This window comes from Olleya sp. 1-3, assembly GCF_002836085.1.
Lineage (GTDB): Bacteria > Bacteroidota > Bacteroidia > Flavobacteriales > Flavobacteriaceae > Olleya > Olleya namhaensis.
Map to the genome: position 1 here is coordinate 160,968 of NZ_PJBW01000003.1, position 16,179 is coordinate 177,146.

Annotated in this window: 11 protein-coding genes; 7 read left to right on the forward strand and 4 right to left on the reverse strand. The window is 31.4% G+C overall.

What is annotated here, in order from left to right:
• Positions 1-9 precede the first annotated feature (9 nt).
• Positions 10-1,284, reverse strand: coding sequence for a serine hydroxymethyltransferase (gene glyA / locus CXF54_RS04710; protein ID WP_101202658.1), 1,275 nt, complete (start codon positions 1,282-1,284; stop codon positions 10-12).
• A gap of 144 nt (positions 1,285-1,428) precedes the next feature.
• On the opposite strand from glyA, the gene fahA reads away from it, so the two are divergent.
• The 4 genes from fahA to CXF54_RS04730 all read left to right on the forward strand — a co-directional run bounded on the left by fahA (position 1,429) and on the right by CXF54_RS04730 (position 8,954).
• On the forward strand, positions 1,429-2,721 hold the full coding sequence (fahA, locus tag CXF54_RS04715; RefSeq protein WP_090840446.1) for a fumarylacetoacetase: 1,293 nt from the start codon (positions 1,429-1,431) through the stop codon (positions 2,719-2,721).
• 117 nt (positions 2,722-2,838) lie between these two features.
• Positions 2,839-4,023 (forward strand): hypothetical protein, encoded by a 1,185-nt coding sequence (locus tag CXF54_RS04720; protein ID WP_101202659.1) that lies wholly within the window; start codon positions 2,839-2,841, stop codon positions 4,021-4,023.
• A gap of 99 nt (positions 4,024-4,122) precedes the next feature.
• Entirely contained in the window at positions 4,123-6,498 is a 2,376-nt protein-coding gene (locus CXF54_RS04725; RefSeq protein WP_101202660.1) for a hypothetical protein, read from the forward strand.
• A gap of 119 nt (positions 6,499-6,617) precedes the next feature.
• Positions 6,618-8,954 (forward strand): hypothetical protein, encoded by a 2,337-nt coding sequence (locus CXF54_RS04730; RefSeq protein WP_157823392.1) that lies wholly within the window; start codon positions 6,618-6,620, stop codon positions 8,952-8,954.
• Positions 8,955-9,016: 62 nt separating this feature from the next.
• On the opposite strand, the gene CXF54_RS04735 is transcribed toward CXF54_RS04730, so the two are convergent.
• The 3 genes from CXF54_RS04735 to ytxJ are packed head-to-tail and all read right to left on the reverse strand — an operon-like array spanning position 9,017 to position 10,521.
• A complete protein-coding gene (locus CXF54_RS04735; RefSeq protein WP_090840656.1) occupies positions 9,017-9,622 on the reverse strand; it encodes a MarC family protein in 606 nt (201 codons plus the stop codon).
• Between the two features lie 5 nt (positions 9,623-9,627).
• Complete coding sequence (locus CXF54_RS04740; protein ID WP_101202662.1) at positions 9,628-10,137, reverse strand: DUF3124 domain-containing protein; 510 nt, start codon at positions 10,135-10,137, stop codon at positions 9,628-9,630.
• Positions 10,138-10,140: 3 nt separating this feature from the next.
• Complete coding sequence (ytxJ, locus tag CXF54_RS04745; protein ID WP_410503933.1) at positions 10,141-10,521, reverse strand: bacillithiol system redox-active protein YtxJ; 381 nt, start codon at positions 10,519-10,521, stop codon at positions 10,141-10,143.
• 266 nt (positions 10,522-10,787) lie between these two features.
• Between ytxJ and clpB the strand changes: the two genes are divergently transcribed.
• The 3 genes from clpB (at position 10,788) to CXF54_RS04760 (ending at position 16,170) form a co-directional block, all read left to right on the forward strand.
• The gene (gene clpB / locus CXF54_RS04750) at positions 10,788-13,397 is read left to right on the forward strand and encodes an ATP-dependent chaperone ClpB (protein ID WP_101202664.1); all 2,610 of its coding nucleotides are present in this window, start codon (positions 10,788-10,790) and stop codon (positions 13,395-13,397) included.
• 149 nt (positions 13,398-13,546) lie between these two features.
• Positions 13,547-15,463, forward strand: a complete 1,917-nt coding sequence (locus tag CXF54_RS04755; RefSeq protein WP_157823393.1) for a PEP/pyruvate-binding domain-containing protein — start codon at positions 13,547-13,549, stop codon at positions 15,461-15,463.
• A 305-nt stretch (positions 15,464-15,768) separates the two neighbouring features.
• Positions 15,769-16,170 carry a hypothetical protein gene (locus tag CXF54_RS04760; protein ID WP_101202666.1) on the forward strand — a complete coding sequence of 134 codons (402 nt, stop codon included), beginning with the start codon at positions 15,769-15,771 and terminating at the stop codon, positions 16,168-16,170.
• The last annotated feature ends 9 nt before the right edge of the window (positions 16,171-16,179 follow it).

A 16,179-nucleotide genomic window follows, 5' to 3' on the forward strand; every position in this document is an offset into this window, starting at 1 on the left:
TATAATAGACTAAGCTACAAACAATGGTAACTCACTCATCATTGCATTAACTTTAATTGCGATTTCGTCTAATAAATCTTCGTTTTCATGATTCATGATTACTTGATCAATTAGATCTACGATAGCTTCCATTTCGTTTTCTTTTAAACCTCTGGTTGTAATTGCAGCAGTACCAACTCTAATTCCTGATGTTACAAATGGAGATTTATCGTCAAATGGCACCATGTTTTTGTTTACTGTAATGTCTGCTTTTACTAATGCTTTTTCAGCATCTTTACCTGTAATGTTTTTGTTACGTAAGTCAATTAACATCATGTGGTTATCTGTACCTCCAGAAATAATTTTGTATCCACGTTTTACAAAAGCCTCTGCCATAGCAGATGCATTTTTCTTAACCTGTAACATATAATGCATAAACGGCTCTGTTAGCGCTTCTCCAAAAGCAATTGCTTTAGCAGCAATAATATGCTCTAATGGTCCACCTTGGTTTCCTGGAAAGACTCCAGAATCTAAAAGTGAAGACATCTTTTTTAAGTTTCCGTTTTTAAGTTTTAATCCAAATGGGTTATCAAAATCTTTACCCATTAATATCATCCCTCCTCTTGGTCCACGTAATGTTTTGTGCGTCGTAGTAGTTACAATGTGACAATGTGGTAATGGATCGTTTAAAATACCTTTTGCAATTAAACCTGCAGGATGTGATATATCTGCCAATAGCAAAGCACCAACACTATCTGCTATTACTCTAAAACGTTTAAAATCTATGTCTCTAGAATATGCAGAGGCACCTGCAATAATTAATTTAGGCTGTTCTTTAGTTGCAATTTCTTGAATCTTATCATAGTTTAAAACACCTGTAGCTTCTTCTACACCATAAAACACGGGATTGTATAATTTTCCAGAAAAATTTACTGGAGAACCATGTGTTAAATGCCCACCATGAGATAAATCGAATCCTAAAATTTTATCTCCTGGTTGTAATACTGCATGATAAACAGCTGTATTTGCTTGACTTCCTGAGTGTGGTTGCACGTTAGCATATTCTGCACCAAATAAAGCTTTTGCTCTATCAATTGCTATCTGCTCTACCTCGTCAACAATCTCACATCCACCATAATAACGCTTCCCAGGATACCCTTCTGCGTATTTATTGGTTAGTACAGATCCTGCTGCTTCCATAACTTGGTCACTGACAAAGTTTTCTGAGGCAATTAGTTCTATACCATTTAGTTGGCGTTCTTTTTCGGCTTGAATCAATTCAAAAATCTGTTCGTCGCGTTGCATAGTTATGTCTTTTTGTTATTTCCGCTTAAGCGAAAAATGTTTTAGAGTTAAATATTTATCAAAAATAAGAAATAACCATTGTAAATAATTGAAAAAACATATATTTACTTAGAATTTATAAACAACAAATCAACAATTATATATATGCCATTATCAGCTAATAATCCAGACAGAAAATCATGGTTACACGTCGATAAAAATTCTGACTTCCCAATTCAAAATATTCCGTTTGGTGTTTTCTTAACAAGAGATGACATTATTACTATCGGAACACGTATTGGTGATACAGCAATTGACCTAGGTGCGTTACACCAATTAGGATATTTTGAAGGTATCCCTTTAACAGAAGACATATTTTTACAAGACACACTAAACGATTTTATTGCGGATGGACGCAAAACATGGCGTTTAGTAAGAAATAGAATTGCCGAAATTTTTGATGCTGAAAATGATGCATTAACTAATAATTTAAAGCATAAAGAGATTGTTTTATTTAGATTAGACGAAATAGAAATGCAATTACCCGTGCAAATTGGTGATTATACAGATTTTTACTCAAGCATAGAACACGCTACTAATGTAGGGACTATGTTTAGAGATCCTGACAATGCTTTATTACCAAATTGGTTACATATACCTGTTGGATATCATGGTAGAAGCAGCTCAATAATCCCATCAGGAATACCTGTACACAGACCACAAGGTCAAACGTTACCTGCAGGAGCAACAGAACCTGTTTTTGGACCTAGTAAACTAATTGATTTTGAATTAGAAATGGGTTTTATTACTACTGATGCTAATGATTTAGGAGAACCTATTCCTGTGGATGAAGCTGAAGAATACATCTTTGGATTAGTGTTATTTAATGACTGGTCTGCTAGAGATATCCAAAAGTGGGAGTATGTGCCACTAGGACCGTTTTTAGCTAAAAACTTTGCGTCTTCAATTTCGCCTTGGATTGTTACTTTAGATGCTTTACAACCCTTTAAAACAAGTAGTCCTAAGCCATTAAAAAAACAATTACCTTACTTACAACAGTCTGGCAAAAAGAGTTACGATATTAATTTAGAAGTTGCTATACAACCAGAAAAAGCTAAAGAAACCGTAGTTAGTAAATCTAACTTTAAGCACATGTACTGGAGTATGTCGCAACAATTAGCGCATCACACCGTAAATGGTTGCCCAATAAACTCTGGAGACATGATGGGAAGTGGAACTATCTCTGGTCCAACACCAGATAGTTACGGATCTATGTTAGAGTTATCTTGGAGAGGTGAAAAACCTGTTAAACTTAATGATGGTACAGAGCGTAAATTTATTAATGATAACGATACTGTTATTATGAGAGGTTACTGCGAAAAAGATGGTACTAGAATTGGTTTTGGTGAAGTATCTACAAAATTACTTCCCGTTTTCCAACCTAAAAAACAAAAATAACAAAACACTACATATCAAACAATTAACCCTTAAATTATTAAATTTAAGGGTTTCTTTTTGGGGTTTGGCACAGCTATTGAATACTACTTAAAATAGAAACCAATAAAATCCCAAAAGATGAAAAATTTTACTCTTATTACAGTACTTCTTCTAGTACTAACATCTTGTGTTGGAAGAAAGCAAATCGAAAAGCAATTACACTCTGGTAATTACGATTTAGCTATTAGTAATGCTTTAAAAAAGTTAGAAAACAACAAGGACAAAAAACGCAAACAAAGCTATATTTTAATGCTTCAGGATGCGTATTATAAAGTTGTTGCAGATGATCACACTAATTTAAATCATTTAACTAAGGATGGTAATCCTGAGCTTTTTGAAACTATTTACAACACGTATTTAGATTTAGAGTCTCGTCAAACCGCTATTAAACGCGTGTTACCATTACAAATTGGAGGAAAAACAATAACGTTAGATTTTAATGATTATAGTAGTCAAATTGTAGACTACAGAGCTAAAGTATCAGAATATAAATATGACCAAGCTACAACCTTACTACAATCTAGTAGTAGCAAATACGACTACCGTGAAGCTTATAGCTTATTAAATACAATAGAAGCTATTAATCCAAATTATAGAGACGTTAGGTCTTTAATGGATGATGCCCATTTTAAAGGAACTGATTTTGTATTGGTAACTATTGAAAATCAAACCCGTCAAATTATACCACAACGTTTGGAGTCTGATTTATTAAATTTTGACACTTATGGATTGAATCAGTTCTGGACTGCATATCACGCAAGTTCTGATACACATATAGACTACGATTATGCGATGCAATTGCAACTACAACGTATTAATATATCTCCAGAACATATTACCGAAAGACAATTATTACGTCAGAAGGATATTGTAGATGGTTGGGAATATGTTTTAGATACTAATGGAAATGTAGCAAAAGATAGTTTAGGAAATGATATTATTCAAGATAAGATTGTTAATATTAAAGCTAGGTTTTTTGAAGTAAATCAGTTAAAATCAACTCAAGTTATTGCTAGAGTTGTTTATACAGATTTAAAGCAAAATCAAATATTAGATAATTTTAATATTGACAGTGAATTTGTTTTTGAAAACACCTTTGGAACTGTACGTGGTGATCAAAGGGCTCTAAATAATGGCGATTTACAGTTACTAAGAAACAGACAGATTCCTTTTCCTAATAACGAACAAATGGTTTATGATACAGGAGAGGATTTAAAATATAAACTAAAAGATATAATAAACAGCTATAGTTTTAGAGGCTAAACCTTAATTAAATATCATAAAAAAACTCCCAAAGTAATTTGGGAGTTTTTTTGTGTAATCAATTTATTAGACTAAATTTAACTCTAATATTATCCAAATATGCGTTACACCATCCTACTTATTACATTGTTAATTAGCACATTCTCTTTTTGTCAAGTAAATAATAGTAATCTAGTAGAAAAAATTACTAATAGTGGTTTTTTTCATAATTATAACGTAGAAAATTTTTATCTACACACTAATAAAGATGTTTATTTTACTGGAGAAAATATCTTTTTTAAAGCTTATGTCGTTAACGAAGTTGACAACACACCTAATATGGACACAAAAAACCTTCATGTTAATCTGTACAATAATGAAAACAAATTAGTCTCTAGCCAATTGTTTCATGTTGAAGAAGGTAAGACTAATGGCTCCATTAAATTACCAGCACATCTAAAGTCGGGACAATATACAATACAACTAGATACGCAATGGAACAGAAATTTTAAATCAGGATCCAATTTTTTAATATTAGTAAAAAATATAGATCAAACTGATTTTAGCACTACAGTAACCACAGATATTGAAACGACTGAAGAGCCTATTACATTTTATCCTGAAAGTGGATCATTAATAGAAAATAACGAAAATGTTATTTATTTTAAAGTCAAAAACGATAATGTTAAAGCCCCTATTGGTCGTATAGTAGAAACAAAAACAGGTCGACGAGTGGCTAAAATATTTCCTATTAATAGTAATTATGCTAAAAGCACATTTTTTTACGATTCAGAATTTACCGCTATAATTAACGTTGACGGTAAAAAAGAAAAAATTACGATACCTAAAGCAAATAAAACTGGTTTTACACTTTATAAAACTAAATCAGAAAAAGATGACGTTATAAACTTTCAATTAAGCACCAATCGTGAAACTATTAAAAAACAAAAATTTATATATGCAGTACATCATAAAAAAGGGGTTTTAAAAACTAAAGCATCTTTTAATCTAACTGAAAATATATTAAACTATAATTTTAACATTTTAAAATCTGATTTATTTCCTGGATTAAATACAATCTCAGTATTTGATAATCAAAATAAACTACTAATAGAGCGTTCTTTTTTTTACAAAGACAAAAAGAAAGTTGATATTTTAGCCAAAGTAATTTCGCAAAGTCAGGATTCCACCACATTAGATTTAAACCTTATTAATATAAATAAAGCCACTAACATTAGTATTAGTGTCTTGCATGAAGATAGCGAGGTTATTAATTATAATACTTCTATAACTAACACCTTACTTTACCAAGACACAAATTTTAATACATCAGAAAGCACAGATCTGTATTTTCAACAACAAACTCTAGAAAATAGTTTTGTTTATAAATCAAAAGATAAACAGCTACCATTTAGCAAAGAATATGGTATTAAGTTAATTGGAAGTTTAAATGCACCTGTAAAAGAACCTACAAGCTATCAAGTAGCCCTTACTTCTAGCACCAATGAGATTTTTACAACTACAGACTTAAAAGCTGACAAAAAATTTAAATTTGAGAAATTATATTTAACACATCCTTCTGAGTTTACTTTGTTATTGCTTAACAAAAATGGCAAATCTCGAGAATCTCGTTTCTATATTTATAATATAAATACAGATTACGTAGCTTTTAACACATTGCAAAACCCAATTAGCTTTAGAAGTGATTTTATCAAACCAAAAATCACAAAAAAAATATACACACAATCAGAATTAGAAGTACCCAAATTTATATCTAAAAATGTAGAACAATTGGATGAAGTTGTTTTAGAAGATGTTCAGAAAAGGAATGAAAAAAGAATAAAGCAAATAAAAAAAGAAAATCTATATTTAGCTATAAATGCAGGCCTATCTCGTGACTATTTGATAGATCCCGATAAAGATTTTCAAACATTAGAACAATACCTAAGAACAATTACAGGCATACGTGTAGTAAATGACACTTCCCTTATAAGAGTACTAAACGCAAGACCAGGAGGTAATTTTAAACAGCAAAATTATATTTCAATTGTCATAGATGGTAATTTTATAACTCAAAAAGCGGGAGGATTACAAAACCCACATAGACCAGTAACAGATTTTGAATTAATATCAGTTAATCTATCAGGACTTGGAAACGGGATAGTGCATCAAAATGGGGTAATAAATTTAGTGACTAGAAAAGGAAAATCAATCACTAGTAATAGTTACGTATCAAAAAACTACAAAACAACAAACGGTTATAATCTAAACCAAGAAACACTAAGTGATAGTAATTTGTTTTACCCTAGCAAATCATCTGAATATGCCTTTAGTACAATAGATTGGATCCCTGATTTTACATTAGATCCAAGTGCTCCAAATACAATTAAAATAAAAAAACCCATAGGAGAACATGTACAACTAATAATTAACGGTGTTAGCCTAGATGGGGAGTTAATTTATAAAGTTATTGAGTTAAAAGCACCATTAGAATAACACAACAAAAACCCAATACAATAGTGTTTAAAATGGTAATCATGATAAAAAAAAACAAATTACCATTGCATTTTGGCATAAAGATTGATAAAATATTTTCAACCAAAGCCAAACCAAACATGAAATATCCCTTCGTTGTTATTCTTTTTATTATTTCTAATGCTTTATACAGTCAAAGTACCACAAAAGAAAGTCCATTAAACACTATCGAAAACAACCCTTTTTTTCATAATTACAATATTGAAAATTTTTATTTACACACTAACAAAAGCTTATACTTTACTGAAGAACGTGTCTTTTTTAAAGCCTATGTGGTCAACGAAGCAAACAATAAACCAAACTTAGACACAAAAAATCTTCATGTCAATATTTATGATTTTAACAACCAATTAATCCTTAGCAAGTTGTTTTATACAGAAAATGGCGTGTCGTCAGGATCTATTGCTTTACCAAAGGACCTTGAGTCTGGTGAATATACCATACAGCTAGACACACAATGGAATAAAAACTTCAAAGAAGGCTCAAATTTCACAATTCAAATTCACAATCTAAAAGACTCGAAAATCGAGACCACTATTTTGGAAAATGAAGAAATAGAAGATCATCAAAACCAAAGTGAAGACATAAACGAAGATAGTATTACCTTTTTTCCCGAAAGCGGATCCCTTCTAGAAGATGTCGAAAACACTATATTTTTTAATATTAAAAGTGATGAACAACCACAAATAATAGGAAAAATAATAGATATTACTACGGGACAAGAAGTTGCTAAAATTGAAAATAGAAATAGTACATCTGTAAAATCAACTTTTAATTACAATTCCAATTTTATTGCTGTTTTTAATATTGATGGAAAAACACAAAAAATAGAACTCCCTTCTGCCAATCCTATAGGTTTTATACTTACTAAAACAAATACTAAACAAGACAATACTGTTAATTTCAAATTAAAAACCAATGCCAAAACATTGGCAAATACGGACAATAAATTTACTTATGCAGTACTGCATCAAAAAGGAATTGTAAACGCTACAGCACCATTTAATCTATCTGAAAGCATATTAACCTATAATTTAAACTTTTTGAAAACAGATTTATTTAATGGACTTAATACTGTATCCGTCTTTGATAGCCAAAATAAATTAATAACAGAACGATCATTTTATAATAAAGACACAAAACAAGGCGATATACTAACTTCTATTATCAATCAAGACAAAGATTCCATTTCCTTAGATTTAAGCCTTGTTAACATCAACAAAGCGACTAACATTAGTATAAGTGTGTTACATGAAGATAGTAAAGTTATTGATTACAAATCAAAAATACAAAACACGATTAACAAAGAATATACTGCTTTAAAAGACAATCAAACCAGCAGTTTTACATATAATAAAATAAAAAACAAGCCATTACTATTTGAAAATGAAAAAGGATTAATAATTAAAGGAACACTAAATAGTGATATAAAAAAACCAAAAGATTATAAAGTTATATTGGTCTCTCCCAAAAACAATATACTATTATCACGTGCCTTAAATAGTGATAAAACTTTCGAATTTAAAAATGTTTACTTTACACATCCTTCTGAATATTCGCTTACATTAATAGATAAAGAGAATAAAATAATTAAAGCCGATTTTTATGTGTATAACACATTTATAAATTATAATGCAGATAGTACCATTATTAAACCTAAAAAAATAAATGCATCTAAAAAAAAGGTGTTACAGGAAAATATGGTCTATAAAAACACTGAATTACCGCAGCAAAAAAATATTGAAATTTTAGACGAAGTTGTTCTTGATAATATAGAAAAAATAAAAGAAGAAAAAATAAAAAAAATACTAAAGAAAAACCCTATACTAGCATTAAACAAAGGATTTTCAAACTACTATTTAATTGATATTAACAAAAACCATGAGAGTTTAGAAAGCTACCTAAGAAAACTCCCTGGATTAGATATTGTATATATTAATGGAGAAACATATATCTATCTTCAAAGAAAATCAGAACTTGCCAAAATAACCTTAGATGGTAGCCCTATCAGCCAATCAAGAGGTTTCTCTCTAGCCAATCAAAGTGTAAATAGTTTCGAATTAATAACTGTAAAGATTTCTGAACTTGGATACCAAGGTACTTTTAGTGGAAATGTCAATTTAATTAGCAGAAAAGATTATTCTAAGTTAAAAATTAGAAACTCTGACGTGAAACAGCACAAAACAAATACTGGATTTAATTTTAACGCAACAACACTAAATGACAGTAACTTATTCTATCCCATAAAACAAACCGAAAAAGAATATAGTACTATTGACTGGGTTCCAGACTTCACATTAAATCCAAATACTACTAACATTCTTAAGATAAAAAAACCAATAGATGAACATGTGAAACTAATTATCCAAGGAATTAGCCTGGATGGTGATTTGATTTATAAGATTATAGAGTTATAGTAATTATACCAAGGACCTATCATAAAAAAACTCCCAAATTACTTTGGGAGTTTTTTTGTGTGTTAAGCAAAAAAGTCTTTTAATCCGCTTAAAATACTTTGTACAGCATAGGAAGCTAAAATTAATCCCATAATTTTACTAATTACGGTAATACCATATTCCCCAATCCGTTCTTGAACCTTATTAGCTGCCAGTAATAACAAGCTTGTTAACCCAATTACTACAAGAACTAATACTGTGGTTAACAACTGTTGCTGTATGTTGTAAATATGATTATCTGTTAACAATACAACCGCCATAATAGCGCCTGGTGATGCTATAGACGGAATAGCTACAGGAAAAATAGTAACGTGTTTATAATCTTTAATACCATGTTTTTCTGTTTCGGGCTTACCCTCTCCAAAAATCATAGTTAATGCAAACAAAAACAATATCACGCCTCCAGAAATCTGAAACGCATCTAACGTAACATTCATTCCTTCTAAAATTAACTGCCCTATAACTATAAAAAATAATAGCACTAAAAAAGCAACAAAACTGGCTCTAATAGCAATTCGTTTTTTATATTTTTTATCAAAATTTTTGGTAGCTTCCAAATACACAGGTATAGACCCCAAAGGATCAATAACTGCAACTAAAAACAAAAAAGTCGTTAAAATTTCTTTCATAAACATTACTCTATTTCAACACCTGTAGTAGTAAAAGATAAGCCTTGTTGTCCTGATGTAGATATCTGTACGGCTTCAAAATAAGGCGGTTTAACATCTTTAGAGGCAATCCAATCAAATACAAAATTAGCACCTGTACCACCTTCAATATCCCTTTCGTTTATTACAATTTCTATAGTCTGCATTGGCTTGACATAAATAGTCTCTGTAAAATAGGCTTTAATTAAATCACCACTAGTATTGTAAAAATCGGCTTCTTTTATAAAAATAGTATCCTTTTTATTAATATTTCTTAAGCTTACCGTAGCAGTTAAATTATGTGTTTTGTGTTCCGTAACACTATAAATTTGAGAATAAACAGACAAATAAGTTGATCCCGAAACTAATAACGAGTCCGTTAATGGTTTATTCCATTGCATAGCTTTCCAATTATTGGATGCCACGTAGACCTCTTCAGGTTTAGTATCGCAACTAAAAGCGGTTAATACAATTATAAATAGTAATACGTGTTTCATAATTTAAACAAATTTAAATAAATCAATTTCATTTATAGCGCCATGACTTGCATGTGCAACCACTACTCCATTTTTTATCACCAATAACTGTGGCGATTGGTGCATTACCTGAAACTTAAAACCAGCTTCATTTGAGACGTCTCGATAACTTAATAAATCTAAATAATATAAATCTAAATTAATATCCAATTCAAAAGCGGCAACAAACTGATTCATAACCATGCTGCTAATGCCACATCTTGTAGAGTGCTTAAATATAACCTGTGTTTTTCCTAAAGATAATTTAGCAATTTCATCTAACTGACTAACCGTCGTTAAATTTTTCCAAGGAAGTATTTTCTTTTCTTTTGGCTCTTTAGAACCCCCAAATAATTTTCCAAACATAATAATTTCTTTTTAGCAAAATAACTGCTATAAGTTAAACAAAAATATCATTTTTATGATACATATCATTGAATATGTCGAAACGTTTTAATTAACTTACATAGAAATTAAAAACAAAGCGCAACTGACTAAAAGTCAGTCTAAAACAGTCGTTAAGCGACATTTTGTCTTGCAATTGCAATTGGTAAGGTAATTGAAATACTGCTCTTGTAAACAATTATAAACATAAGTTTTCGCTTAGGCGGAACTACAAATAAATATACTATATGAACCCAGATAATTATACAATCAAATCGCAAGAAGCCATACAACGCGCTCAGCAGATTGCGCAAAGTTATGGCCATCAACAAATAGAAAATGAACACTTTTTTAAAGCCATTTTTGAGGTTGATGAAAACGTACTACCATTCATCTTAAAAAAACTGAATGTCAATCTTAATGTATTAGAATTAGCATTAGATAAGCAACTAGAAAGTTTTCCTAAAGTTACAGGAGCAGATTTAATACTCTCTCGTGAAGCCAGTAAAACATTAAACGAAGCGTCTATTATTGCAAAAGCAATGAATGACGATTACGTATCTATAGAGCACTTTATTTTAGCGGTCTTTAAATCAAAGAGCAAAATAGCACAAATGCTAAAAGACCAAGGCGTAACAGAAAAAGGTTTAAAAGCAGCAATAGACGAATTAAGAAAAGGAGATCGCGTAACCTCACAAAGCCAAGAGGAGACCTACAACTCCCTTAATAAATACGCTAAAAATTTAAACAAATTAGCCAGAGACGGAAAACTAGATCCTGTTATTGGTCGTGATGAAGAAATTAGAAGAATCCTTCAAATTTTATCTCGTCGTACTAAAAACAACCCAATCTTAGTTGGAGAACCTGGAACCGGTAAAACAGCTATTGCAGAAGGTTTAGCGCACAGAATTGTAGATGGTGACGTCCCAGAAAACTTAGTCGACAAGCAAATTTTTGCGCTAGACATGGGGGCCCTAATTGCAGGTGCTAAATTTAAAGGAGAATTTGAAGAGCGCCTAAAAGCGGTTATCAAAGAAGTAACAGATAGCGAAGGAGATATAGTACTATTTATTGACGAAATCCATACGCTTGTTGGTGCAGGTGGCGGACAAGGCGCAATGGATGCTGCAAACATTTTAAAACCTGCTTTAGCGCGTGGAGAATTGCGTGCTATTGGAGCAACAACTTTAGACGAGTACCAAAAGTATTTTGAAAAAGACAAAGCTTTAGAGCGTCGTTTCCAAAAAGTAATGGTTAATGAGCCTGATACAGAAAGTGCGATTTCAATTTTAAGAGGAATTAAAGAAAAGTACGAAGCACACCATAAAGTACGCATAAAAGATGATGCTATTATTGGTGCTGTAGAGTTATCTCAACGCTATATTACCAACAGATTTCTTCCGGATAAAGCAATTGACTTAATGGATGAAGCTGCTGCTAAAATGCGTATGGAAATCAATTCTAAACCAGAAGAGTTAGATGTTCTGGATAGAAAAGTGATGCAGTTAGAGATTGAAATAGAAGCTATTAAGCGAGAAAAGGACGAAAGTAAATTAAAAACATTACGTGCTGATTTAGCTAACTTAAAAGAAGAACGCAACGAAATGAATGCTAAATGGATTAGCGAAAAAGAAGTTGTAGACAACATACAAAACAGAAAGCAAGACATCGAAAACTTTAAGCTTGAAGCTGAAAAAGCAGAACGCGATGGAGATTACGGTAAGGTTGCCGAGTTACGTTATGGTAAGATTAAAGAAGCACAAGAAGCATTAGAAAAATTACAGAAAGATTTAGCTGATAACCAATCTGAAAATTCTTTAATAAAAGAAGAAGTTACTTATGAGGATATTGCTGAAGTCGTTGCTAAATGGACAGGCATTCCTGTTACTAAAATGTTACAAGGCGATCGCGAAAAGCTTTTAAACCTTGAAGCAGAATTACACAAGCGTGTGGTTGGTCAAGAGGAAGCTATTGTAGCGGTTAGTGATGCTGTAAGACGTAGTCGTGCAGGATTACAAAATCCAGAAAAACCAATCGGAACCTTCCTTTTTTTAGGAACAACTGGTGTTGGTAAAACGGAATTAGCCAAAGCGTTAGCAGAATATCTGTTTGATGATGAAAGCGCGATGACCAGAATAGACATGAGTGAGTACCAAGAGCGTCATGCGGTAAGCAGATTAGTTGGTGCACCTCCAGGATATGTTGGTTACGATGAAGGTGGACAATTAACCGAAGCTGTTAGACGCAAACCTTATTCTGTAGTACTTTTAGACGAAATTGAAAAAGCACATCCAGACACGTTTAACATCTTATTACAAGTGTTAGACGAAGGGCATCTAACAGATAACAAAGGGCGTATTGCAGATTTTAAAAACACCATCATCATCATGACATCCAATATGGGAAGTCAAATAATACAAGAGCGTTTTGATGCTGTAAAAGATGTAGAAACAGCTATTGAAGGTGCAAAAGTGGATGTTTTAGCCTTATTAAAACAAACGGTAAGACCTGAGTTTATAAATAGGATTGATGACATTATTATGTTTACACCTTTAACGCAAGATAATATTACAGAAATTGTAGGATTACAGCTAAAAGGTATTTCTAAAATGATTGCAAAACAAGGTATTACTTTTGATGCAACACCAGAAGCTATTACCTACTTAGCAGACAAAGGTTATAATCCAGAATATGGAGCAAGACCTGTAAAACGTGTCATTCAGAAAGACGTACTTAACCAATTAAGTAAAGAAATCTTATCAGGAAAAGTCACTACCGACAGTATTATTTTACTAGATGCTTTTGACGGCGAATTAGTCTTTAGAAATCAAGGCGATTTAGTAACAGAAGAACTGTAATCACAAAGTTCTGTTAACGTAAAATAAAGCGTAAAAGAGCACGTTTTAATTATGGTTGGTTAGTTGAAAAGCAACACAATACTTTACAAAAGTGGCGTGTTGCTTTTTTTTGTTCTATATTGTATTACTCTAATAAAAAACCACTTAGCTTGATCACATCCCAACTAAAAAATCATCTCGTCGTTCTTTTTATATTAACCTCAACATTTGTTTTATCTCAGACTAAGTTTAAACGTGTATTAACTTCGAAAACCGATTTTAATGCCTTAAAAACATCACCAAACACTAATAAATATGGGAATATTGATGCTTTAAAAGTCGTTTTTGATATTAAACAACAACAACTCTATTTTATCAACAGTAAAAACTACAAATACCACTACCATTTTTGTAAAGGGTATTTAGAGATCCCAGAAACTTTAAGAGAATTTAATAATTCTAACTACAAAGCGCAGCATAAAAACAAACGCTTTTTATTGGGAAACATAAATCATTATTTAGCTAACAACACCTACAACCTTGAGCTTTCTCCTATTGATGATATGCAAATTGCAGACATTAAAACATTTTACGAAGCCATCAAAAAAGCAACGTATTTCAAAACCTTTAATTTCTTTCTAAATACTGCAAGATTAGAACAACTAGAAGCTGTTTTAGACATTCCCACAATATCTGCTTCCAATTTATATGGCGACCAAACGTATCAAGCGGTAAGTACTCAAAAAAGTTATGGATGCTTAAAATTTGTTGCTGTTGATTCGTTAAAACAAAACAATATTTCTAAACATGATATAATTGTTATTAATCAACCTATCCTAGAATTACCTATTACTGCTGGCGTTATAACCACTATTTTACAAACGCCATTAAGTCACATTTCGGTATTAGGAAAAAACAGACAAATTCCAATTGCAGCTTATACTAAAGCCATGCAATCTGATATTTTAAAAAGCTTCAACAATCAATATGTTTCTTTTGAAGTGGCTTTAGACACCTTTTACATCAAACCAATCTCTAAAGAATTGTTTGAAAGAAAAACTAAAAAACAGAAAAAATCGACGTTGTTTCTAGAAAAAAACACAGCGATAAAAACCTTAATTAATGCAGACAATTTAAATCAAAACTCAATAAACACCGTTGGTGGCAAAGCTGCTAACTTTGGTGTGTTATATGATTTAGCTAAAAAAGAAGCCTTTAAAATTCCGGAATCGGCATTTGCTATTCCGTTTTACTATTATGAAGCACATCTAAAAACGTCTGGAGCAGACAGCTTAGTCAAGAAAATGATTTATGATTACAAAATCAATCAAGATGCTAATAAACTAACAGAGCAACTAAAAACAATTCAGAAACTAATAAAAAAGACACCTTTAGATCCTGAATTAATATCTAATGTCGAAGCCAAAATTAAAAGTTTAGGAGACGAGACACGCTTACGATTTAGAAGCTCGACAAATGCAGAAGATATTGTTGGGTTTTCGGGAGCAGGATTATACGACTCTAAAACAGGTATTGTTGGTAGCAAGAAAAAATCTATTGAAAAAGCAATCAAAAAAGTATGGTCAAGCCTATGGTATGAGCGTGCCTTTTTAGAACGAGACTACTTCAATATTGACCAAAATAGCATTGCAATGGGTATTTTAGTGCATCGCTCCTTCCCTAACGAGAAAGCCAATGGTGTTGCTATTACCAAAAATTTATATCGAAAAAACTACCTAGGAACCGTTATTAATGTCCAAGTTGGAGAAGCTAGTGTTGTTCAACCTGAAGATGGTGTGACCTGCGACCAAATTATTTGCTATTCTGGATCGTCTTCTAAATTATATAACGAAAAACGTATTGTCGAAATCATATCACACTCTAACCTTAACAATGGTAAATTAGTAATGACTGAAGCCGAAATAATTACACTCTCCGAACAATTAGAAAAAATCAAAAAACACTATTACTATAACGTGTATAAATCCAAACAGAAGTACTTAGAGTTTGGTTTGGATATAGAATTTAAACTAGATGGAGCGGATAGAGAATTATATATAAAGCAGGTAAGATATTTTAACGATTAAGTAACAAATTATGGTAATGCCAAGTTATAACGACTACTTCCCTAACTCTAATGGCTAACAACTAGACTTTTAAGCTATATTAAGCCTATGCACTGCCTTTTTAGAGATAAAACGGGTATTTATAAAGACTATTAATAATCACTAAAACTAAAGCTTACTATAGCTAATTGCATATCAAATAGCTACACTAAATTTAAACAAATAAAGCCCTTTATTAATTCCAAAATTTAATTTTAAATTTTAAAAGTCCCTTTTTTATTACTACCTTGAAAACATTGAACTATCAACCAAAACCATAAAACAACATGGGAATATTCCATTATTACGATATAGGTAATGCCGAAATTTATGTTTTTGATGACTTTCTTATTAAACAAGTCAAAGAAGGTGCTTTTATCAGTGATGATGAAACAGAATTATTTGTTGAAATAATAGAAAAACATTTCAAGAATAAAAATTTTGCTTTTATTTCCAACCGTGTCGCCTCTTATTCTGTTAATCCATTAATTTATAACGCAGCTAACAAAATACCAAATCTAGTCGCCTTTGCAGTTATAACCAATGACGAAAAAATGCTTGAAATTTCTAGGTTCGAAAACAAATTTCACAACAAACCTTTTAATCATTTTGAAAATTTAAGCGATACCATACTTTGGACATCTAAAATTATAAAACAAGAAGACGAGAAAAAGTCTGAAATTTTATAAATTAGATCG

Coding starts and splice junctions, on each gene's coding strand:
- glyA (WP_101202658.1), bottom strand. CDS start 1,284: ATGCAACGCGACGAACAGATTTTTGAATTGATTCAAGCCGAAAAAGAA.
- fahA (WP_090840446.1), top strand. CDS start 1,429: ATGCCATTATCAGCTAATAATCCAGACAGAAAATCATGGTTACACGTC.
- CXF54_RS04720 (WP_101202659.1), top strand. CDS start 2,839: ATGAAAAATTTTACTCTTATTACAGTACTTCTTCTAGTACTAACATCT.
- CXF54_RS04725 (WP_101202660.1), top strand. CDS start 4,123: ATGCGTTACACCATCCTACTTATTACATTGTTAATTAGCACATTCTCT.
- CXF54_RS04730 (WP_157823392.1), top strand. CDS start 6,618: ATGAAATATCCCTTCGTTGTTATTCTTTTTATTATTTCTAATGCTTTA.
- CXF54_RS04735 (WP_090840656.1), bottom strand. CDS start 9,622: ATGAAAGAAATTTTAACGACTTTTTTGTTTTTAGTTGCAGTTATTGAT.
- CXF54_RS04740 (WP_101202662.1), bottom strand. CDS start 10,137: ATGAAACACGTATTACTATTTATAATTGTATTAACCGCTTTTAGTTGC.
- ytxJ (WP_410503933.1), bottom strand. CDS start 10,521: ATGTTTGGAAAATTATTTGGGGGTTCTAAAGAGCCAAAAGAAAAGAAA.
- clpB (WP_101202664.1), top strand. CDS start 10,788: ATGAACCCAGATAATTATACAATCAAATCGCAAGAAGCCATACAACGC.
- CXF54_RS04760 (WP_101202666.1), top strand. CDS start 15,769: ATGGGAATATTCCATTATTACGATATAGGTAATGCCGAAATTTATGTT.